The organism is Bacillus sp. PK3_68 (assembly GCF_003600835.1).
Taxonomy (GTDB): Bacteria; Bacillota; Bacilli; order Bacillales; family Domibacillaceae; genus Pseudobacillus.
Window position 1 is genome coordinate 2,808,123 of the sequence record NZ_NQYC01000001.1, and the last position, 16,538, is coordinate 2,824,660.

Annotated in this window: 29 protein-coding genes and 3 pseudogenes; 31 read left to right on the forward strand and 1 reads right to left on the reverse strand. The window is 42.5% G+C overall.

Going from position 1 to position 16,538, the window contains the following annotated elements:
• Positions 1-30: 30 nt before the first annotated feature.
• The 28 genes and pseudogenes from rplD to rplQ all read left to right on the forward strand — a co-directional run bounded on the left by rplD (position 31) and on the right by rplQ (position 13,779).
• Positions 31-654: a 50S ribosomal protein L4 gene (rplD, locus tag CJ483_RS14235; protein WP_120035861.1), complete on the forward strand. Its 624-nt coding sequence runs from the start codon at positions 31-33 to the stop codon at positions 652-654.
• On the forward strand, positions 654-938 hold the full coding sequence (gene rplW / locus CJ483_RS14240) for a 50S ribosomal protein L23 (protein ID WP_049659359.1): 285 nt from the start codon (positions 654-656) through the stop codon (positions 936-938). Before rplD ends, rplW begins: the two co-directional genes overlap by 1 nt.
• Positions 939-969: 31 nt before the next feature.
• Complete coding sequence (gene rplB, locus CJ483_RS14245; protein ID WP_120035862.1) at positions 970-1,800, forward strand: 50S ribosomal protein L2; 831 nt, start codon at positions 970-972, stop codon at positions 1,798-1,800.
• Between the two features lie 60 nt (positions 1,801-1,860).
• The gene (gene rpsS, locus CJ483_RS14250) at positions 1,861-2,139 is read left to right on the forward strand and encodes a 30S ribosomal protein S19 (RefSeq protein WP_120035863.1); all 279 of its coding nucleotides are present in this window, start codon (positions 1,861-1,863) and stop codon (positions 2,137-2,139) included.
• 18 nt (positions 2,140-2,157) lie between these two features.
• Entirely contained in the window at positions 2,158-2,499 is a 342-nt protein-coding gene (gene rplV, locus CJ483_RS14255) for a 50S ribosomal protein L22 (protein WP_120035864.1), read from the forward strand.
• A gap of 3 nt (positions 2,500-2,502) precedes the next feature.
• A complete protein-coding gene (gene rpsC / locus CJ483_RS14260; RefSeq protein ID WP_049659366.1) occupies positions 2,503-3,159 on the forward strand; it encodes a 30S ribosomal protein S3 in 657 nt (218 codons plus the stop codon).
• 2 nt (positions 3,160-3,161) lie between these two features.
• A complete protein-coding gene (gene rplP, locus CJ483_RS14265; protein WP_120035865.1) occupies positions 3,162-3,596 on the forward strand; it encodes a 50S ribosomal protein L16 in 435 nt (144 codons plus the stop codon).
• The gene (rpmC, locus tag CJ483_RS14270; RefSeq protein WP_120035866.1) at positions 3,586-3,789 is read left to right on the forward strand and encodes a 50S ribosomal protein L29; all 204 of its coding nucleotides are present in this window, start codon (positions 3,586-3,588) and stop codon (positions 3,787-3,789) included. Before rplP ends, rpmC begins: the two co-directional genes overlap by 11 nt.
• A 19-nt stretch (positions 3,790-3,808) precedes the next feature.
• Complete coding sequence (rpsQ, locus tag CJ483_RS14275) at positions 3,809-4,072, forward strand: 30S ribosomal protein S17 (RefSeq protein ID WP_041101764.1); 264 nt, start codon at positions 3,809-3,811, stop codon at positions 4,070-4,072.
• Between the two features lie 47 nt (positions 4,073-4,119).
• Entirely contained in the window at positions 4,120-4,488 is a 369-nt protein-coding gene (gene rplN / locus CJ483_RS14280) for a 50S ribosomal protein L14 (RefSeq protein WP_041101762.1), read from the forward strand.
• A 46-nt stretch (positions 4,489-4,534) separates the two neighbouring features.
• A complete protein-coding gene (gene rplX, locus CJ483_RS14285; RefSeq protein ID WP_041101761.1) occupies positions 4,535-4,846 on the forward strand; it encodes a 50S ribosomal protein L24 in 312 nt (103 codons plus the stop codon).
• A gap of 30 nt (positions 4,847-4,876) precedes the next feature.
• Positions 4,877-5,416: a 50S ribosomal protein L5 gene (gene rplE, locus CJ483_RS14290; protein WP_120035867.1), complete on the forward strand. Its 540-nt coding sequence runs from the start codon at positions 4,877-4,879 to the stop codon at positions 5,414-5,416.
• A gap of 25 nt (positions 5,417-5,441) precedes the next feature.
• Positions 5,442-5,627, forward strand: coding sequence for a 30S ribosomal protein S14 (gene rpsN / locus CJ483_RS14295; RefSeq protein WP_001085700.1), 186 nt, complete (start codon positions 5,442-5,444; stop codon positions 5,625-5,627).
• A 29-nt stretch (positions 5,628-5,656) separates the two neighbouring features.
• Entirely contained in the window at positions 5,657-6,055 is a 399-nt protein-coding gene (rpsH, locus tag CJ483_RS14300; RefSeq protein WP_041101755.1) for a 30S ribosomal protein S8, read from the forward strand.
• Between the two features lie 30 nt (positions 6,056-6,085).
• A pseudogene (gene rplF, locus CJ483_RS14305) lies at positions 6,086-6,621 on the forward strand (50S ribosomal protein L6).
• A 32-nt stretch (positions 6,622-6,653) separates the two neighbouring features.
• Complete coding sequence (gene rplR, locus CJ483_RS14310) at positions 6,654-7,016, forward strand: 50S ribosomal protein L18 (RefSeq protein WP_120035869.1); 363 nt, start codon at positions 6,654-6,656, stop codon at positions 7,014-7,016.
• A gap of 21 nt (positions 7,017-7,037) precedes the next feature.
• The gene (gene rpsE / locus CJ483_RS14315; RefSeq protein ID WP_049659380.1) at positions 7,038-7,538 is read left to right on the forward strand and encodes a 30S ribosomal protein S5; all 501 of its coding nucleotides are present in this window, start codon (positions 7,038-7,040) and stop codon (positions 7,536-7,538) included.
• A gap of 13 nt (positions 7,539-7,551) precedes the next feature.
• A complete protein-coding gene (gene rpmD / locus CJ483_RS14320) occupies positions 7,552-7,734 on the forward strand; it encodes a 50S ribosomal protein L30 (protein WP_120035870.1) in 183 nt (60 codons plus the stop codon).
• 32 nt (positions 7,735-7,766) lie between these two features.
• The gene (gene rplO, locus CJ483_RS14325) at positions 7,767-8,207 is read left to right on the forward strand and encodes a 50S ribosomal protein L15 (protein WP_120035871.1); all 441 of its coding nucleotides are present in this window, start codon (positions 7,767-7,769) and stop codon (positions 8,205-8,207) included.
• Complete coding sequence (gene secY, locus CJ483_RS14330; RefSeq protein ID WP_120035872.1) at positions 8,207-9,508, forward strand: preprotein translocase subunit SecY; 1,302 nt, start codon at positions 8,207-8,209, stop codon at positions 9,506-9,508. Before rplO ends, secY begins: the two co-directional genes overlap by 1 nt.
• 48 nt (positions 9,509-9,556) lie before the next feature.
• Positions 9,557-10,207: an adenylate kinase gene (locus CJ483_RS14335; protein WP_120035873.1), complete on the forward strand. Its 651-nt coding sequence runs from the start codon at positions 9,557-9,559 to the stop codon at positions 10,205-10,207.
• On the forward strand, positions 10,207-10,953 hold the full coding sequence (gene map / locus CJ483_RS14340; protein WP_120035874.1) for a type I methionyl aminopeptidase: 747 nt from the start codon (positions 10,207-10,209) through the stop codon (positions 10,951-10,953). Before CJ483_RS14335 ends, map begins: the two co-directional genes overlap by 1 nt.
• Positions 10,954-11,054: 101 nt before the next feature.
• Positions 11,055-11,273 carry a translation initiation factor IF-1 gene (gene infA, locus CJ483_RS14345; protein ID WP_049659390.1) on the forward strand — a complete coding sequence of 73 codons (219 nt, stop codon included), beginning with the start codon at positions 11,055-11,057 and terminating at the stop codon, positions 11,271-11,273.
• 35 nt (positions 11,274-11,308) lie between these two features.
• Positions 11,309-11,422 (forward strand): 50S ribosomal protein L36, encoded by a 114-nt coding sequence (rpmJ, locus tag CJ483_RS14350; protein WP_000868344.1) that lies wholly within the window; start codon positions 11,309-11,311, stop codon positions 11,420-11,422.
• 24 nt (positions 11,423-11,446) lie between these two features.
• The gene (gene rpsM / locus CJ483_RS14355) at positions 11,447-11,812 is read left to right on the forward strand and encodes a 30S ribosomal protein S13 (RefSeq protein WP_120035875.1); all 366 of its coding nucleotides are present in this window, start codon (positions 11,447-11,449) and stop codon (positions 11,810-11,812) included.
• 25 nt (positions 11,813-11,837) lie between these two features.
• Positions 11,838-12,227, forward strand: a complete 390-nt coding sequence (gene rpsK, locus CJ483_RS14360) for a 30S ribosomal protein S11 (RefSeq protein ID WP_041101845.1) — start codon at positions 11,838-11,840, stop codon at positions 12,225-12,227.
• A gap of 171 nt (positions 12,228-12,398) precedes the next feature.
• Positions 12,399-13,337: pseudogene (locus CJ483_RS14365) on the forward strand (DNA-directed RNA polymerase subunit alpha); the annotation flags it as partial.
• 46 nt (positions 13,338-13,383) lie between these two features.
• Positions 13,384-13,779, forward strand: a complete 396-nt coding sequence (gene rplQ / locus CJ483_RS14370) for a 50S ribosomal protein L17 (RefSeq protein WP_120035876.1) — start codon at positions 13,384-13,386, stop codon at positions 13,777-13,779.
• Here the strand turns inward: rplQ and CJ483_RS24545 are convergent.
• Complete coding sequence (locus tag CJ483_RS24545; RefSeq protein ID WP_182917058.1) at positions 13,763-13,933, reverse strand: hypothetical protein; 171 nt, start codon at positions 13,931-13,933, stop codon at positions 13,763-13,765. The two genes, rplQ and CJ483_RS24545, sit on opposite strands and share 17 nt — an antisense overlap.
• Positions 13,934-14,052: 119 nt before the next feature.
• Here CJ483_RS24545 and CJ483_RS14375 point away from each other — a divergent pair.
• From CJ483_RS14375 to CJ483_RS14385, 3 genes and pseudogenes are all read left to right on the forward strand, one after another.
• Positions 14,053-14,891: pseudogene (locus CJ483_RS14375) on the forward strand (energy-coupling factor ABC transporter ATP-binding protein).
• Positions 14,867-15,736 carry an energy-coupling factor ABC transporter ATP-binding protein gene (locus tag CJ483_RS14380; protein ID WP_120035877.1) on the forward strand — a complete coding sequence of 290 codons (870 nt, stop codon included), beginning with the start codon at positions 14,867-14,869 and terminating at the stop codon, positions 15,734-15,736. The pseudogene CJ483_RS14375 and the gene CJ483_RS14380 overlap by 25 nt, the downstream one beginning before the upstream one ends.
• Positions 15,733-16,530 (forward strand): energy-coupling factor transporter transmembrane component T family protein, encoded by a 798-nt coding sequence (locus CJ483_RS14385; RefSeq protein WP_120035878.1) that lies wholly within the window; start codon positions 15,733-15,735, stop codon positions 16,528-16,530. Before CJ483_RS14380 ends, CJ483_RS14385 begins: the two co-directional genes overlap by 4 nt.
• Positions 16,531-16,538: the final 8 nt, after the last annotated feature.

Genomic DNA, 16,538 nt, shown 5'->3' on the forward strand with positions numbered 1-16,538 from the left:
TCGATTTTTTCTAGAAAGGAGGAAAAAAGAATGCCAAAAGTTACAGTATTAAACCAAAGCGGAGCTGAAGTTGGTGAAATTGAACTGAACGATTCCGTTTTCGGTATTGAACCTAATCAACATGTTTTATTTGAAGCAGTAATGATGCAACGCGCATCTTTACGTCAAGGAACAAGCAAAGTGAAAAACCGTTCCGAAGTGAGTGGCGGCGGTCGCAAACCATGGCGCCAAAAAGGTACTGGACGTGCTCGTCAAGGATCTATTCGTTCTCCACAATGGCGCGGAGGCGGCACAGTGTTCGGACCAGTTCCACGCAGCTACAGCTACAAATTACCGAAAAAAGTTCGTCGCTTAGCGATCAAATCTGCTCTTTCTTCTAAAGTTGTAGAGCAAAACATTATTGTATTGGAAGCATTAGCTCTTGATGCTCCAAAAACAAAAGAATTCGCAAGCGTATTGAAGAACCTTTCTGTAAACAGCAAAGCGCTAGTTGTAACAGAAGCGTTAAACGAAAATGTTGCACTGTCTGCACGCAATATCCCAGGTGTGACAGTAGTAGATGCAAGCGGCGTTAGTGTTTTAGATCTTCTTGGACACGAGAAGCTAATCATCACTAAAGCAGCTGTTGAAAAAGTAGAGGAGGTGCTTGCATAATGGATGCTCGCGATATCATTAAGCGCCCCGTTATTACAGAACATTCAACTGAAATCATGGCTGATAAAAAATATACGTTTGAAGTTGATGTGAAAGCTAACAAAACTCAAGTCAAAGACGCAATTGAAGAGATCTTTGGCGTGAAAGTAGCGAAAGTCAACATCTTGAACTACAAAGGTAAATTCAAGCGTATGGGTCGTTATGCAGGTTATACAAACAAACGCCGTAAAGCGGTTGTTACATTAACTCAAGACAGCAAAGAAATCGAACTATTTGAAGTTTAATTCAACATTATAAGAAGAGGAGGGAAATGACATGGCGATTAAAAAGTATAAACCAACGTCAAACGGCCGTCGTAATATGACGTCACTAGATTTTGCTGAGCTTACAACTGACAAGCCGGAAAAATCATTGTTGGCGCCTCTTAAAAAGAAAGGCGGTCGCAACAACCAAGGTAGAACTACAGTTCGTCATCAAGGTGGCGGCCATAAGCGTCAATACCGTATTATCGACTTTAAACGCGATAAAGATGGTATACCTGGACGCGTTGCCACAATCGAGTATGATCCAAACCGTTCAGCAAACATTGCTTTGATCAATTATGTAGACGGTGAAAAACGTTACATCTTAGCACCAAAAAACCTAAAAGTCGGAATGGAAGTTATGTCCGGACCGGAAGCAGATATTAAAACAGGTAACGCTCTTCCTTTAGTTAACATTCCTGTAGGTACAGTTGTTCACAATATCGAATTGAAGCCTGGTAAAGGCGGACAATTGGTACGTTCAGCTGGTACATCTGCACAAGTGTTAGGTAAAGAAGGAAAATACGTTCTTGTTCGTTTGAATTCTGGTGAAGTTCGTATGATTCTTGCTACTTGCCGTGCAACAATTGGCCAGGTGGGCAATGAGCAACATGAACTTGTTAACATCGGTAAAGCAGGTCGTTCTCGCTGGTTAGGCAAGAAGCCAACAGTTCGTGGATCTGTAATGAACCCGAATGACCATCCACACGGTGGTGGTGAAGGACGTTCACCAATCGGACGTAAAACACCTGTTACACCATGGGGCAAACCAACTCTTGGTTATAAAACTCGTAAGAAAACAAACAAAAGCGACAAGTTTATCGTTCGTCGTCGTAAAAAATAACGTAATTGCACTACGGTTCCTTTCGCGAACCGTAGACCAATTGCGAAGGGAGGTACCAAAATGGGCCGTAGCTTGAAAAAAGGACCTTTTGTTGATGATCATTTATTCAATAAAATTGAAAAATTAAATGAAGCTGATAAGAAACAAGTTGTGAAAACTTGGTCTCGCCGTTCAACAATCTTCCCTGCTTTTATCGGTCATACAATCGCTGTATATGATGGCCGTAAGCATGTTCCTGTTTATGTAACAGAAGATATGGTAGGACACAAACTGGGCGAGTTTGCACCAACACGCACGTACAAAGGTCACGGTAGTGACGATAAAAAAACAAGACGTTAATGAGAGGAGGGTATCCTGATGGAAGCAAAAGCTGTTGTAAGAACAGTTCGTATTGCTCCTCGTAAAGCACGTTTAGTGGTTGATCTGATTCGAGGAAAGCAAGTGGGAGAAGCGGTAGCTATTTTGCGTCACACACCAAAAGCTGCATCTCCTGTCGTTGAAAAATTACTTAACTCTGCAATTGCTAACGCAGAACACAACTATGACATGGATGTTAACAACCTTTTTGTTAAAAAAGTGTTCGTTGACGAGGGTCCAACTTTAAAACGTTTCCGTCCACGTGCAATGGGACGTGCAAGCGCAATTAACAAACGTACAAGCCACATCACAATCGTGGTATCAGAAAAGAAGGAGGGATAATTCGTGGGTCAAAAAGTACATCCTAATGGTTTACGTGTCGGTATCATCCGTGACTGGGATTCAAAATGGTACGCGGAGAAAGATTACGCAAGCCTTTTACATGAAGATCTTAAAGTTCGTGAATATATCGAGAGCCGCTTGAAAGATGCTTCCGTATCTCGAATTGAAATTGAACGTGCTGCTAACCGCATCAACATTACTATTCATACAGCGAAGCCTGGTATGGTTATTGGTAAAGGTGGATCTGAGGTTGAAGCACTTCGTAAGTCTTTAAATCAACTAACTGGCAAACGTGTTCATATTAACATCGTTGAAATTAAAAGAGCAGATTTGGATGCTAAACTTGTAGCAGAAAACATCGCTCGTCAATTAGAAAACCGTGTATCTTTCCGTCGTGCGCAAAAGCAAGCGATCCAACGCACAATTCGCGCTGGTGCAAAAGGAATCAAAACACAGGTTTCTGGACGTCTTGGCGGCGCAGATATCGCTCGTGCTGAACACTATAGTGAAGGAACAGTTCCACTTCATACACTTCGCGCGGACATCGACTATGCGCATGTTGAAGCTGACACTACTTATGGTAAGCTTGGCGTGAAAGTATGGATTTATCGTGGAGAGGTTCTTCCTACGAAGAAGAAGTCTGAGGAAGGAGGAAAATAATCATGTTATTGCCTAAACGCGTAAAATACCGTCGTGTGCACCGTGGAAAAATGCGCGGTCAAGCAAAAGGCGGCACAGAAGTAGCATTTGGCGAATACGGTCTACAAGCTCTTGAAGCCTCTTGGATCACAAACCGCCAAATCGAAGCTGCCCGTATTGCGATGACTCGTTACATGAAACGTGGCGGTAAAGTATGGATCAAAATTTTCCCGCATAAGCCTTACACTGCAAAGCCTCTTGAAGTTCGGATGGGTTCCGGTAAAGGTGCTCCTGAAGGATGGGTAGCTGTAGTAAAACCAGGGAAAATCATGTTTGAAATTGCTGGTGTCTCTGAAGAGGTAGCTCGTGAAGCTCTTCGTCTTGCAGCACACAAATTACCGGTTAAATGTAAATTTGTAAAACGAGAAGAAATTGGTGGTGAATCAAATGAAGGCTAATGAGATTGTTGAATTAACCACTGCCGAAATTGAGCAAAAACTTAAGTCTTTAAAAGAAGAGCTCTTTAATCTTCGTTTCCAATTAGCGACTGGTCAACTTGAAAACACTGCTCGCATCCGTGAAGTACGCAAAGCGATCGCTCGTATGAAAACTGTTATTCGTCAAAGAGAGATCGATGTTAACAATCGATAATTGAGAGGAGGTTTGCACAATGAGTGAACGTAATCAACGTAAAGTTTATACTGGACGTGTTGTGTCTGACAAAATGGACAAAACAGTTACTGTTCTTGTAGAAACTTACAAAAAGCACTCTCTTTACGGCAAACGCGTTAAGTACTCTAAAAAATTCAAAGCTCATGATGAGCTGAATGAAGCAAAAATCGGTGACGTTGTCCGCATCATGGAAACTCGCCCGTTATCTGCTACGAAACGCTTCCGTTTAGTTGAAGTTGTAGAAAAAGCAGTTATTATCTAATTCATTATTGTTCGGATAGAAAGTGAATCCGAAGGGAGGTAACATAAATGATCCAACAAGAATCTCGTTTGAAAGTAGCTGACAACTCAGGAGCTCGTGAAGTGTTAACGATCAAAGTTCTTGGTGGCTCTGGCCGTAAAACTGCAAATGTCGGAGACATCATCGTCTGCACGGTGAAACAAGCAACACCAGGCGGCGTTGTCAAGAAGGGTGACGTAGTAAAAGCTGTTATCGTGCGTACAAAACGTGGAATGCGCCGTAACGATGGATCTTATATCCGTTTCGATGAAAATGCGTGCGTAATCATTAAAGATGACAAGAGCCCTCGTGGAACTCGTATCTTTGGCCCGGTTGCGCGTGAATTACGTGACAGCAACTTTATGAAAATTGTTTCTCTTGCTCCGGAAGTAATCTAAATGAAAGCAATTTTATCAACTTGGCCATTCAAGGAGGTGCGATAAAATGAATGTTAAAAAAGGCGATAAAGTAATGGTCATCACGGGCAAAGACAAAGGAAAAACAGGCATCGTGCTTGCAGCATTTCCTAAAAAGGACCGTGTGCTTGTAGAAGGAATCAACATTGTGAAAAAACATGCTAAACCTTCTCAAGTAAATCCGCAAGGCGGAATTATTAGCCAGGAGGCACCTATTCACGTTTCTAACGTCATGCTTTTAGATCCAAAAACGAACGAACCTACTCGCGTAGGATTTAAAGTGGTTGACGGTAAAAAAGTACGTGTAGCAAAAAAATCTGGTGAAACTTTAGATAAATAATAAGTCTGTTAATGAAGGGAGGTACACTATATGAACCGCCTTAAAGCAAAGTTTAATGAAGAAATTACACCTGCTTTAATGAATAAATTTAATTACAAATCAGTAATGCAAGTACCGAAAGTTGACAAAATCGTAGTTAACATGGGGGTAGGCGATGCTGTTCAAAACGCGAAAGCACTTGATACAGCTGTCGAAGAATTAGCACTTATCACTGGTCAAAAGCCATTGATTACACGTGCTAAAAACTCAATTGCAGGCTTCCGTCTTCGTGAAGGTATGCCGATCGGAGCGAAAGTTACATTACGCGGTGAGCGTATGTACGAATTCCTTGATAAATTAATCGCTGTTTCACTTCCACGTGTACGTGACTTCCGTGGTGTTTCTAAAAAAGCATTTGACGGACGCGGCAACTACACACTTGGTGTGAAAGAACAATTGATCTTCCCTGAAATTGATTATGATAAAGTAAGCAAAATCCGCGGGATGGATATCGTAATTGTTACAACTGCGAACACTGATGAAGAAGCTCGCGAATTGTTAACTCAACTTGGAATGCCGTTCCAAAAGTAATCTCTATAAAAAGGGAGGCGAAAATGTGGCTAAAAAATCAATGATTGCGAAGCAAAAACGCACACCTAAATTTAAGGTGCAAGAGTATACACGCTGCGAACGCTGTGGGCGTCCACACTCTGTATACCGCAAATTTAAGCTTTGCCGTATTTGTTTCCGTGAACTTGCATATAAAGGACAAATTCCTGGTGTTAAAAAAGCTAGCTGGTAATACCCCGAATTGGGAAGGAGGTAAATAGAATGGTTATGACAGATCCTATTGCAGATTTGTTGACTCGCATTCGCAATGCGAACATGGTGCGTCACGAGAAATTAGAAGTACCTGCTTCTAATATCAAGAAGGAAATCGCTGAAATTTTAAAGCGTGAAGGTTTCGTACGCGACGTAGAATTTATCGAAGACAACAAGCAAGGCGTAATTCGTATTTTCTTAAAATATGGAGCGAACAACGAACGTGTTATCACTGGTTTAAAACGTATCAGCAAACCTGGTTTGCGCGTATACGCAAAAGCTGATGAAATGCCAAGAGTACTTAACGGTTTAGGTATTGCTCTTGTATCAACATCTAACGGTGTGTTAACAGATAAAGAAGCCCGTGCTAAGCAAGTGGGCGGAGAAGTATTAGCATACGTTTGGTAATATTCTTGTAATGAATGGAGGTGCAACATAATGTCTCGTGTAGGAAAAAACCTATTGAGCTTCCAGAAGGCGTAACAGTAACAAACGACAACAACACAGTTACTGTTAAAGGACCAAAAGGTGAGCTTGTTAGAACGTTTAACAAAGATATGATTATTGAGATCGAAGGCAATGTCGTTACAATTTCTCGTCCTTCCGATTCTAAAGAACACCGCACTAACCATGGTACGACTCGTGCGCTTTTATCGAACATGGTAGAAGGTGTATCTAAAGGTTTCGAAAAGTCTCTTGAATTAATCGGGGTTGGATACCGTGCTCAAAAACAAGGAAACAAACTTGTTCTGAACGTTGGATACTCTCATCCGGTTGAAATGGAGCCTGAAAAAGGTGTAGAAGTTGAAGTTCCTTCTAACACAAAAGTAATCGTTAAAGGGATCAGCAAAGAACGCGTTGGCGCTTTTGCTGCGAATGTTCGTGCAACACGCCCGCCAGAGCCTTACAAAGGCAAAGGTATCCGTTATGAAGGCGAACACGTACGCCGCAAAGAAGGTAAGACAGGTAAGTAATGTCGCTTAAGTAAACGAAAGGAGTGACCACAATGATTACGAAGCAAGATAAGAATAAAACGCGTAAAAAGAGACATGTTCGTGTTCGTTCAAAAATCAGCGGTACGGCGTCTCGTCCACGCTTAAATATCTTCCGTTCTAATCAGCATTTGTATGCACAAGTGATTGATGATGTGAACGGTGTAACAATTGCCAGTGCTTCTACAATTGAAAAAGACTTCGGTTTAGAAAAAACAGGCAATGCTGAAGCAGCTGCCAAAGTTGGCGAATTAGTTGCTAAAAGAGCGAGCGAAAAAGGAATCAAATCCGTAGTATTTGACCGCGGAGGTTACTTATATCATGGTCGCGTAAAAGCTTTAGCAGAAGCAGCACGCGAAAATGGACTGGAATTCTAATAAAGAAGGAGGGACAAATTAATGCGTCGCATTGATCCAAATAAACTTGAACTTGAAGAACGTGTAGTTACGGTCAATCGTGTAGCAAAGGTAGTAAAGGGTGGCCGTCGCTTCCGTTTTACTGCGCTTGTGGTTGTCGGTGACAAAAACGGACACGTAGGCTTTGGAACGGGTAAAGCACAAGAAGTACCTGATGCTATCCGCAAAGCGATTGAAGATGCAAAGAAAAATCTAATTGCTATTCCGATCGTTGGAACAACAATTCCACACGAAGTAATTGGCCGTTTTGGCGGTGGCGAAATCCTTTTGAAACCTGCTTCTGAAGGTACTGGGGTTATCGCTGGTGGACCAGTTCGTGCGGTACTTGAGCTTGGCGGAGTAGAAAACATTCTTTCTAAATCACACGGTTCAAATACACCAATCAACATGGTACGCGCTACTCTTGAAGGAATCAAACAATTGAAGCGTGCAGAAGACGTTGCTAAATTACGCGGAAAATCAGTAGAAGAACTGTTAGGATAAGGAGGGATTTACAATGGCTGAAAAATTATCAATCACCCTCACTCGCAGCTTGATCGGTCGTCCGAAAGATCAACGTGAAACAGTTAAAGCTCTTGGTCTTCGCAAAATGCATCAAACCGTGGAACACCAAGATAACGCAGCAATCAGAGGTATGATTAACAAAGTATCTCACTTAGTGACTGTCAACGAAAAATAATTTTAATCTAGAGAATAAGGAGGTGCACGAACATGAAACTTCATGAATTACGACCTGCTGAAGGTTCTCGTAAAACTCGCAATCGTGTTGGACGTGGTCCCGGTTCTGGCAATGGTAAAACTGCTGGTAAAGGACATAAAGGACAAAAAGCTCGTTCTGGCGGTGGTGTACGTCTAGGATTTGAAGGGGGACAAACTCCTTTATTCCGTCGCTTGCCAAAACGTGGTTTTACTAACATCAACAGAAAAGAGTATGCGATTGTTAACCTTGATGCATTAAATCGCTTTGATGAAGGCACAGAAGTCACACCAGAACTTCTTATTGAAACTGGTGTTGTCAGCAGCGAAAAAGCAGGAATCAAAATTCTTGCTAAAGGTAACGTTGAGAAGAAATTGACTGTAAAAGCTCATAAATTCTCTTCTGCTGCTCAAGAAGCAATTGAAGCTGCCGGCGGTAAGACTGAGGTGATTTAATGTTTCGCACAATCTCCAATTTTATGCGTGTGGGTGATATAAGAAGAAAAATTATATTCACCCTTCTTATGTTAATTGTGTTCCGTATCGGCACATTTATTCCTGTTCCGTACGTTAATGCAGATGTACTGAAGATGCAGGAGCAGGCAGGATTAATTGGTTTCCTTAATACTTTTGGAGGAGGAGCGCTGCAAAACTTCTCCATTCTTGCTATGGGAATTATGCCTTATATCACTGCTTCTATCATCGTTCAGCTTTTGCAAATGGATGTAGTTCCTAAGTTCACGGAATGGTCAAAGCAAGGGGAGGTTGGCCGACGCAAGCTCGCACAATTTACGAGATATTTCACAATCGTACTTGGTTTTATCCAGGCGTTTGGAATGTCTTATGGCTTCAACCGTTTATATGGCGGTATGCTAGTTGAGAGCAACAGCGTAGGCGCTTATCTCCTTATTGCACTCGTATTAACTGCGGGTACAGCCTTTCTTATGTGGCTTGGGGAATTGATCACTTCTAAAGGTGTCGGTAACGGAATTTCAGTTATTATCTTTGCTGGGATTGTTGCAGCGCTCCCAAACATAGCAAATCAGATTTATGCGCAGCAAATTGAAGGAGCGGGCGAGCAGCTCTTCCTGCGAATTGTCGTGCTATTATTGATTGCTTTGGCGGTGTTAGCAATTATCGTCGGTGTTATCTTCTTTCAGCAGGCATTGCGTAAGATTCCAATTCAATATGCCAAGCGTGTAACAGGAGAAGGCGGAATGGGAGCAAGAGGCGCTCAATCAACACATTTACCTTTGAAAGTAAATGCTGCTGGAGTTATTCCTGTCATTTTTGCGGTAGCCTTTTTGGTTACGCCGCAAACACTCTCGTCTTTCTTTGGTTCGAATGATGTAACAACGACTATTCAAAACATCTTTGACTACCATAAACCGATCGGTATGATTATTTACGTAACATTGATCGTCGCATTTACGTATTTCTATGCGTTTATTCAAGTCAATCCGGAGCAATTAGCCGATAATTTGAAGAAACAAGGTGGATACATTCCAGGCATTCGTCCTGGGAAAAACACGCAGGATTATCTAACAAGCGTTTTATACCGCTTAACATTTGTTGGAGCAATATTCCTGTCTGTCATCTCCATTCTTCCTGTATTCTTTATTAAATTTGCAGGTCTTCCACCAGCTGCACAAATTGGCGGCACAAGCTTGCTGATCGTAGTTGGAGTTGCATTGGAAACAATGAAGCAATTGGAAGCCCAGCTTGTCAAACGCCATTACAAAGGCTTTATAAAATAAAAGGCAAGCTGTTGCACGTCTCGAATCAGACTGAGGGGGGAAACACAAATGAATCTAGTATTAATGGGACTGCCAGGAGCCGGAAAAGGCACGCAGGCCGAACGAATTGTTGAAAAATATGGCATTCCGCACATTTCTACAGGCGACATGTTCCGTGCGGCGATGAAAGAGGGAACAGAGCTTGGACTAAAAGCTAAATCCTTTATGGATCAAGGCGCACTTGTCCCTGACGAAGTGACAATCGGAATTGTTCGCGAAAGATTGAGCAAATTAGATTGTCAAGACGGTTTTCTTCTCGATGGATTTCCAAGAACAGTTGCTCAAGCAGAAGCGCTTGAAGGCATCTTAGAAGCTCTTGGGAAGAAAATAGATTACGTTATCAACGTAGATGTTGATAAAGAAATTCTTATGGCACGTTTAACAGGTCGCCGAATTTGTAAAAGCTGCGGAGCTACTTACCATCTTGTATTTAATCCGCCAGCTGTTGAAGGCAAATGTGACCGTTGCGGCGGGGAACTTTATCAACGTGCAGATGATAATGAAGAAACTGTTCAAAATCGTCTGGATGTCAATTTAAAACAAACTGAACCATTACTAGATTTCTATCGGCAAAAAGGTTATTTAAAAGATATTAATGGCCAGCAGGAAATCGGCAAGGTCTTCGAAGACATTGACCAGCTTCTGAAAGGCTTAAATTAATGATCATTTGCAAAACCCCTCGAGAGATAGAGATTATGAGAGAAGCAGGACGGATTGTGGCTTTGACGCACAAGGAGCTGCAGAGGTTTATCTCTCCCGGTATAAGCACGAAACAGTTAGACGAGATTGCAGAAAAATTTATTAGACAGCATAATGCAATTCCTTCTTTTAAAGGGTATAATGGTTTTCGTGGCAGCATTTGTACATCTGTTAACGAAGAGCTTGTTCACGGCATTCCTGGAGACCGGGTTTTAAAAGAGGGCGATGTCATTAGTCTGGACATTGGGGCTAACTATCGAGGGTATCATGGTGATTCTGCCTGGACTTACCCTGTTGGCAACGTCTCTTCTGACGTCCAGCAGCTGTTGAAAGTAACTGAGGAATCGCTTTTTATTGGTTTAGAGGAAGCGAAGCCGGGTGAACGTCTTTCAAACATCTCCCATGCGATTCAAACATATGTAGAATCCTACGGCTTTTCTATAGTGCGTGAGTATGTAGGACACGGGATTGGTCAAAACTTGCATGAGGATCCACAAATTCCTCATTACGGTCCGCCTGGCAAAGGTCCAAAGCTCAAACCTGGAATGGTGCTTGCAATCGAACCGATGGTGAATGCTGGAAGCCGCTATGTAAAAACACTTGGAGATAACTGGACAGTTGTAACCCAAGACGGGAAAATGTGTGCTCACTTCGAACATACAGTTGCAATTACCGAAACAGGTTTTGAGATTTTAACTAAAGCCTAACACATATGTGCTTCTCCAGAAGTTGGTTCAAATAGAGTCTAATAACCAGGGCCGCTTAATTTGCAGCGGGTTCTGTATGAAAAGAGAAGGGAGAGTAAAGAATGGCGAAAGACGATGTAATTGAAATTGAAGGTACTGTAGTTGAAACTTTGCCTAACGCTATGTTTAAGGTAGAATTAGAAAATGGCCATACAGTTCTTGCCCACGTATCTGGAAAGATCCGTATGCATTTTATCCGCATTCTGCCTGGAGATAAGGTAACTGTTGAACTTTCTCCTTACGATTTAACGCGCGGACGTATTACTTACCGCTATAAATAACTTATGCACTCCGGACTATAAGGAGGTTGGAAAAAATGAAAGTTAGACCATCAGTAAAGCCAATCTGTGAGAAATGTAAAGTCATTCGCAGACGCGGCAAAGTAATGGTTATTTGTGAAAACCCTAAACATAAACAAAAACAAGGTTAATCTGAATAGGAGGTGCACATTCATATGGCACGTGTAGCAGGTGTTGATATTCCACGCGACAAGCGTGTAGTTATCTCATTAACTTACATCTTTGGTATTGGCAGACCGACTGCCCAAAAAATCCTGGCTGAAGCCGGTGTTTCTGAAGACACTCGTGTACGTGATCTGACAGAAGACGAATTAAATAAAATTCGTGATATCATTGACAAATTAAAAGTTGAGGGTGATCTTCGCCGTGAAGTATCTCTTAACATTAAACGTTTAATGGAGATCGGTTCTTACCGCGGTATCCGTCATCGTCGTGGCTTGCCAGTTCGTGGACAAAATACGAAGAACAATGCTCGTACTCGTAAAGGTCCTCGTAAAACTGTAGCTAACAAGAAAAAATAATAGGTAAAGGAGGTCAATGTAAGACATGGCTCGTAAACAACAATCTCGTAAGCGTCGTGTGAAAAAGAATATCGAATTAGGTATTGCACACATTCGCTCAACATTTAACAATACAATCGTAACAATTACAGACGTTCATGGTAATGCTCTCGCTTGGTCTAGTGCAGGTGCCCTTGGATTTAGAGGCTCTCGTAAATCTACTCCATTCGCGGCTCAAATGGCTGCTGAAACAGCTGCGAAAGCATCAATGGAACATGGCATGAAATCTCTTGAAGTAACAGTTAAAGGTCCTGGTTCTGGCCGTGAAGCTGCTATTCGTGCTTTACAAGCTGCAGGTCTTGAAGTAACTGCTATTAAGGACGTTACTCCTGTTCCTCACAACGGATGCCGCCCTCCAAAACGTCGCCGTGTTTAATTTTCCTGTATAATAATTATATCTTTGGCAATAATGGGATATAATTGAATGTTGCGCTCGTTACAGGACTACTAAACCAGTTGTGGTGCACAGTCGGGAACGTAAACATGGGGAAATTTCGGTTGAACCATCTAAGCCGGAGTTTCGACGTATTGAAGGAGGTATAATTGAATGATCGAAATTGAAAAGCCAAAAATTGAAACGGTCGAGATCAGCGATGATGCCACTCATGGGAAATTCGTTGTAGAACCACTTGAGCGTGGGTATGGTACAACTTTGGGTAACTCCTTACGTCGCATACTATTATCTTCACTTCCAGGTGCTGCTGTTACATCCATTCAAATTGATGGAGTACTGCATGAATTTTCAACTGTTGAAGGTGTCGTGGAAGATGTTACATCTATTATCTTAAACATTAAGAAACTGGCGCTTAAAATCTACTCGGATGAGGAGAAAACGCTAGAGATAGATGTACAGGGAAGCGGTGTGGTGACGGCTGCTGATATTACGCATGACAGTGATGTAGAGATTTTAAATCCTGATTTGCATATTGCTACTTTAGGAGAAAACGCTCATTTCCGTATGCGTCTTACTGCACAGCGTGGAAGAGGCTATAATCCTGCTGATCAAAATAAAAAGGAAGATCATCCAATTGGTGTCATTCCAGTTGACTCCATCTACACTCCGGTTGCCCGTGTAAACTATCAAGTGGAAAGCACTCGCGTGGGGCAGTTAACGAATTATGATAAACTCTCATTGGATGTGTGGACTGATGGCAGTATCGGCCCGAAAGAAGCTATTTCTTTAGGTGCCAAAATCTTAACTGAGCACTTAAACATCTTCGTTGGTTTAACAGACGAAGCTCAAAATGCTGAAATTATGGTAGAAAAAGAAGAAGACCAAAAAGAAAAAGTTCTTGAAATGACAATTGAAGAACTTGATCTCTCCGTCCGTTCTTATAACTGCTTAAAGCGTGCTGGCATCAATACGGTGCAAGAGCTTGCTAATAAGAGTGAAGAAGATATGATGAAGGTCCGAAATCTTGGCCGTAAGTCACTTGAAGAAGTGAAGGCAAAGCTGGATGAGCTCGGATTAGGCCTGAAAAAGAAGATTGATCATCTAATAAAAGTAAAACTCAACAAAGGAGGGTATCTTCATGGCTTACAGAAAGCTAGGACGTACAAGCGCTCAACGTAAAGCGATGCTTCGTGATTTAACAACTGACTTGATCATCAGTGAGCGTATTGAAACAACTGAAGCACGTGCAAAAGAGCTTCGCTCAGTTGTCGAAAAAATGATTACACTTGGTAAACGCGGTGATTTACATGCACGCCGCCAAGCAGCTGCATTCCTTCGCAATGAAGTAGCATCAACTGTTGAAGTTGAAGGAAAAGACGGCAAAATGAAAGAAAAACCAGTTTATGCATTGCAAAAACTTTTCTCTGATGTAGCTCCTCGTTATAACGAGCGCCAAGGCGGTTATACGCGCATCATGAAAATCGGTCCTCGTCGTGGTGACGGTGCACCAATGGTTATTATTGAGCTTGTTTAATTTTCGATAAAACCACAACAAGGGCAGAACCTTCCAGCGTGGCTGTGTTTTGCCCTTTTCTTATAACTTTCGTTAAAGACTGAATCATTTGAAGCTTGAGCGTTACGATGAGCATTCGTTTAGATGACTCGTCTAGCTCATGTACCCCTTCCACTCTTAACCAGTTTAAGAGGCTGCTTTACGGGCAGGAATTTTTTCCTTGGAATGGGGTGCGGGCTTTTTTTGTATTCAGAATCTTTTGTCCGTCTATTCAACTGAGAAAAGAGGGAAGTCATGAAAGAGACGATTATTTCGATTAACCATGTCCACTTTCGTTATCCAGAGCAGCAGGAATACGCTTTAAAAGATATTACATTAAGTGTGGCGAAAGGTGAGTGGCTGGCGATTGTCGGTCACAATGGCTCAGGAAAATCGACGCTTGCGAAAATGCTGAACGGCCTCCACTATCCGCAAGAAGGCGAGGTAACAATCTGTAATTTCCCCTTGAAAGATGAGTTTGTCTGGGACATACGCAGACGCCTTGGCATGGTATTTCAAAACCCTGACAATCAATTTGTCGGCACGACAGTACAAGATGATGTGGCTTTTGGGTTAGAAAATAATGGAGTATTGCATGAAGTGATGGTAGAGCGAGTAGAAAAATCACTTCAGCGCGTAGGCATGCTGGATTTTCTGAATCAAGAGCCGCACCATCTTTCCGGTGGACAGAAGCAGCGTGTAGCGATCGCCGGAGTGATTGCTCTTCAGCCAGACATTATTTTATTGGATGAAGCAACATCTATGCTTGATCCGCGGGGAGAGAAGAAGTGCTTCAAACCGTCCGGCAGTTGAAGGAAGAGCAGGATTTAACCGTTATCTCCATTACGCACGACTTGGAAGAAGCCGCTCGTGCTGATCGTATTATTGTTTTAAATAAAGGATCGGTCTACCGGGAAGGCACACCAGAAGAGATTTTTCAGATGAACGAAGAGTTAGTCGAACTCGGCCTTGATGTACCCTTTCCAGTCAAATTGAGCGGAGTCCTTCGTTTGCAAGACTTCGAGATTGCGAGCAATTATTTAACAGAAGAAGAGCTGGTGAGAGAGCTATGGACATCCAACTTCAAGAAGTAGAATACCGCTATGCAGCAGGAACGCCTTTTGAACGTCTGGCTATCAAGGACGTTAGCTTTGCTATTCCAGAGGGAGTGTTTTTAGCCGTAATCGGTCACACTGGCTCTGGCAAATCAACGATTATCCAGCACCTTAATGCCTTATTGCAGCCTACAAAGGGGCAAGTAATCATTGGAGACCGGGTAATCACTGCAGGAAAGAAAGAAAAGAACTTGAAGTCCGTTCGCAAAAAAGTAGGGACGGTCTTTCAATTTCCTGAACATCAGTTATTTGAAGAAACGGTCGAAAAGGATATTTGCTATGGGCCGATCAATTTTGGTGTATCAGAGGAAGAAGCAAAAGAGCGAGCCCAATTATTAATCCGCCAGGTAGGTCTGCCTGAAGAGGTTTTGCAAAAGTCCCCTTTTGATTTATCAGGCGGCCAGATGAGACGGGTAGCAATTGCAGGTGTGTTGGCAATGGAACCGGAAGTTCTTGTGCTGGATGAGCCGACGGCTGGGTTAGATCCGCGAGGCCGGAAAGAAATTATGGACATGTTTTATGCTCTTCATAAAGAACGCGGCCTATCTACCATATTAGTCACCCACAGCATGGAGGATGCGGCTTTATATGCGGACGAGATGATTGTTATGCATAAAGGAAGAGTCCATAAGCATGGAAAGCCTCGGGAGTTGTTTTCTCAGCCAGATGAACTCGCTGCTTGTGGTCTTAGTGTTCCGGAAGTTGTTCGCTTTCAGCACCGCTTTGAGGAAGTATCTGGCATCAAGCTGGACAGAACTTGCCTGACGATTGAAGAACTGGCCGAAGAGCTAGCGCGTGCAAAAAAGCGGGGTGACGACCAATGATGGAGAAAATGATTTTTGGGCGTTATTTACCGCTTCAATCGGTCGTTCACCAGCTTGATCCGCGTGCTAAGCTGTTATTTATATTTGGATTCGTAATTGTCGTCTTTTTGGCAAATAACGTGCTCTCTTATGGCGTATTGACCGTTTTTACCCTTATGCTGGTGTATTTATCAAAGATTAATATACGTTTTTTGCTGGCTGGTCTAAAGCCGGTTATTTGGATTATCGCTTTCACATTTTTGCTCCATATCTTTTTGACAAAAGAAGGAGATTTACTGTTTCAGGCAGGTTTTTTAAAGGTATATGAGGGCGGGATTAGACAGGGGGCTTTCATTTCTCTGCGCTTTCTCCTATTGATCTTCGTTACGTCTTTACTTACTTTGACAACTTCCCCTATCTCTATTACAGATGGTTTGGAAAGTTTGCTAAAGCCTTTTAAAAAGCTGAAGCTGCCAGTCCATGAGTTGGCTCTGATGATGTCGATTTCTCTTCGTTTTATTCCAACCCTAATGGATGAAACAGATAAAATTATGAAAGCACAAATGGCCAGGGGAGCGGACTTTTCAAGCGGTCCGATTAAAGATAGAGTAAAAGCAGTTGTTCCGTTGTTGATTCCTTTGTTTGTCAGCTCTTTTAAGCGAGCGGAAGAGTTGGCTATAGCTATGGAAGCACGCGGCTACCGCGGGGGAGAGGGCCGGACGAAGTATCGTCTCTTGCACTGGCAGGGGAAAGACACAGCAGCCCTAGTTCTGCTGATAGTACTGGCTGCCCTGTTGTGGTGGGCAAGAAGTTAATGGAGTGA

What these genes read in the sequence shown, in the direction of transcription:
- rplO (WP_120035871.1), top strand. Translation starts at nt 7,767, where the DNA reads ATGAAACTTCATGAATTACGACCTGCTGAAGGTTCTCGTAAAACTCGC.
- rplB (WP_120035862.1), top strand. Translation starts at nt 970, where the DNA reads ATGGCGATTAAAAAGTATAAACCAACGTCAAACGGCCGTCGTAATATG.
- rplE (WP_120035867.1), top strand. Translation starts at nt 4,877, where the DNA reads ATGAACCGCCTTAAAGCAAAGTTTAATGAAGAAATTACACCTGCTTTA.
- rpmC (WP_120035866.1), top strand. Translation starts at nt 3,586, where the DNA reads ATGAAGGCTAATGAGATTGTTGAATTAACCACTGCCGAAATTGAGCAA.
- rpsK (WP_041101845.1), top strand. Translation starts at nt 11,838, where the DNA reads ATGGCTCGTAAACAACAATCTCGTAAGCGTCGTGTGAAAAAGAATATC.
- map (WP_120035874.1), top strand. Translation starts at nt 10,207, where the DNA reads ATGATCATTTGCAAAACCCCTCGAGAGATAGAGATTATGAGAGAAGCA.
- rplP (WP_120035865.1), top strand. Translation starts at nt 3,162, where the DNA reads ATGTTATTGCCTAAACGCGTAAAATACCGTCGTGTGCACCGTGGAAAA.
- rpsS (WP_120035863.1), top strand. Translation starts at nt 1,861, where the DNA reads ATGGGCCGTAGCTTGAAAAAAGGACCTTTTGTTGATGATCATTTATTC.
- rpsE (WP_049659380.1), top strand. Translation starts at nt 7,038, where the DNA reads ATGCGTCGCATTGATCCAAATAAACTTGAACTTGAAGAACGTGTAGTT.
- secY (WP_120035872.1), top strand. Translation starts at nt 8,207, where the DNA reads ATGTTTCGCACAATCTCCAATTTTATGCGTGTGGGTGATATAAGAAGA.
- CJ483_RS14380 (WP_120035877.1), top strand. Translation starts at nt 14,867, where the DNA reads ATGGACATCCAACTTCAAGAAGTAGAATACCGCTATGCAGCAGGAACG.
- rplW (WP_049659359.1), top strand. Translation starts at nt 654, where the DNA reads ATGGATGCTCGCGATATCATTAAGCGCCCCGTTATTACAGAACATTCA.
- CJ483_RS14335 (WP_120035873.1), top strand. Translation starts at nt 9,557, where the DNA reads ATGAATCTAGTATTAATGGGACTGCCAGGAGCCGGAAAAGGCACGCAG.
- rpsQ (WP_041101764.1), top strand. Translation starts at nt 3,809, where the DNA reads ATGAGTGAACGTAATCAACGTAAAGTTTATACTGGACGTGTTGTGTCT.
- rpsM (WP_120035875.1), top strand. Translation starts at nt 11,447, where the DNA reads ATGGCACGTGTAGCAGGTGTTGATATTCCACGCGACAAGCGTGTAGTT.
- rpmJ (WP_000868344.1), top strand. Translation starts at nt 11,309, where the DNA reads ATGAAAGTTAGACCATCAGTAAAGCCAATCTGTGAGAAATGTAAAGTC.
- rplR (WP_120035869.1), top strand. Translation starts at nt 6,654, where the DNA reads ATGATTACGAAGCAAGATAAGAATAAAACGCGTAAAAAGAGACATGTT.
- rpsH (WP_041101755.1), top strand. Translation starts at nt 5,657, where the DNA reads ATGGTTATGACAGATCCTATTGCAGATTTGTTGACTCGCATTCGCAAT.
- rpmD (WP_120035870.1), top strand. Translation starts at nt 7,552, where the DNA reads ATGGCTGAAAAATTATCAATCACCCTCACTCGCAGCTTGATCGGTCGT.
- rplV (WP_120035864.1), top strand. Translation starts at nt 2,158, where the DNA reads ATGGAAGCAAAAGCTGTTGTAAGAACAGTTCGTATTGCTCCTCGTAAA.
- rplX (WP_041101761.1), top strand. Translation starts at nt 4,535, where the DNA reads ATGAATGTTAAAAAAGGCGATAAAGTAATGGTCATCACGGGCAAAGAC.
- infA (WP_049659390.1), top strand. Translation starts at nt 11,055, where the DNA reads ATGGCGAAAGACGATGTAATTGAAATTGAAGGTACTGTAGTTGAAACT.
- rplQ (WP_120035876.1), top strand. Translation starts at nt 13,384, where the DNA reads ATGGCTTACAGAAAGCTAGGACGTACAAGCGCTCAACGTAAAGCGATG.
- rplN (WP_041101762.1), top strand. Translation starts at nt 4,120, where the DNA reads ATGATCCAACAAGAATCTCGTTTGAAAGTAGCTGACAACTCAGGAGCT.
- rplD (WP_120035861.1), top strand. Translation starts at nt 31, where the DNA reads ATGCCAAAAGTTACAGTATTAAACCAAAGCGGAGCTGAAGTTGGTGAA.
- CJ483_RS14385 (WP_120035878.1), top strand. Translation starts at nt 15,733, where the DNA reads ATGATGGAGAAAATGATTTTTGGGCGTTATTTACCGCTTCAATCGGTC.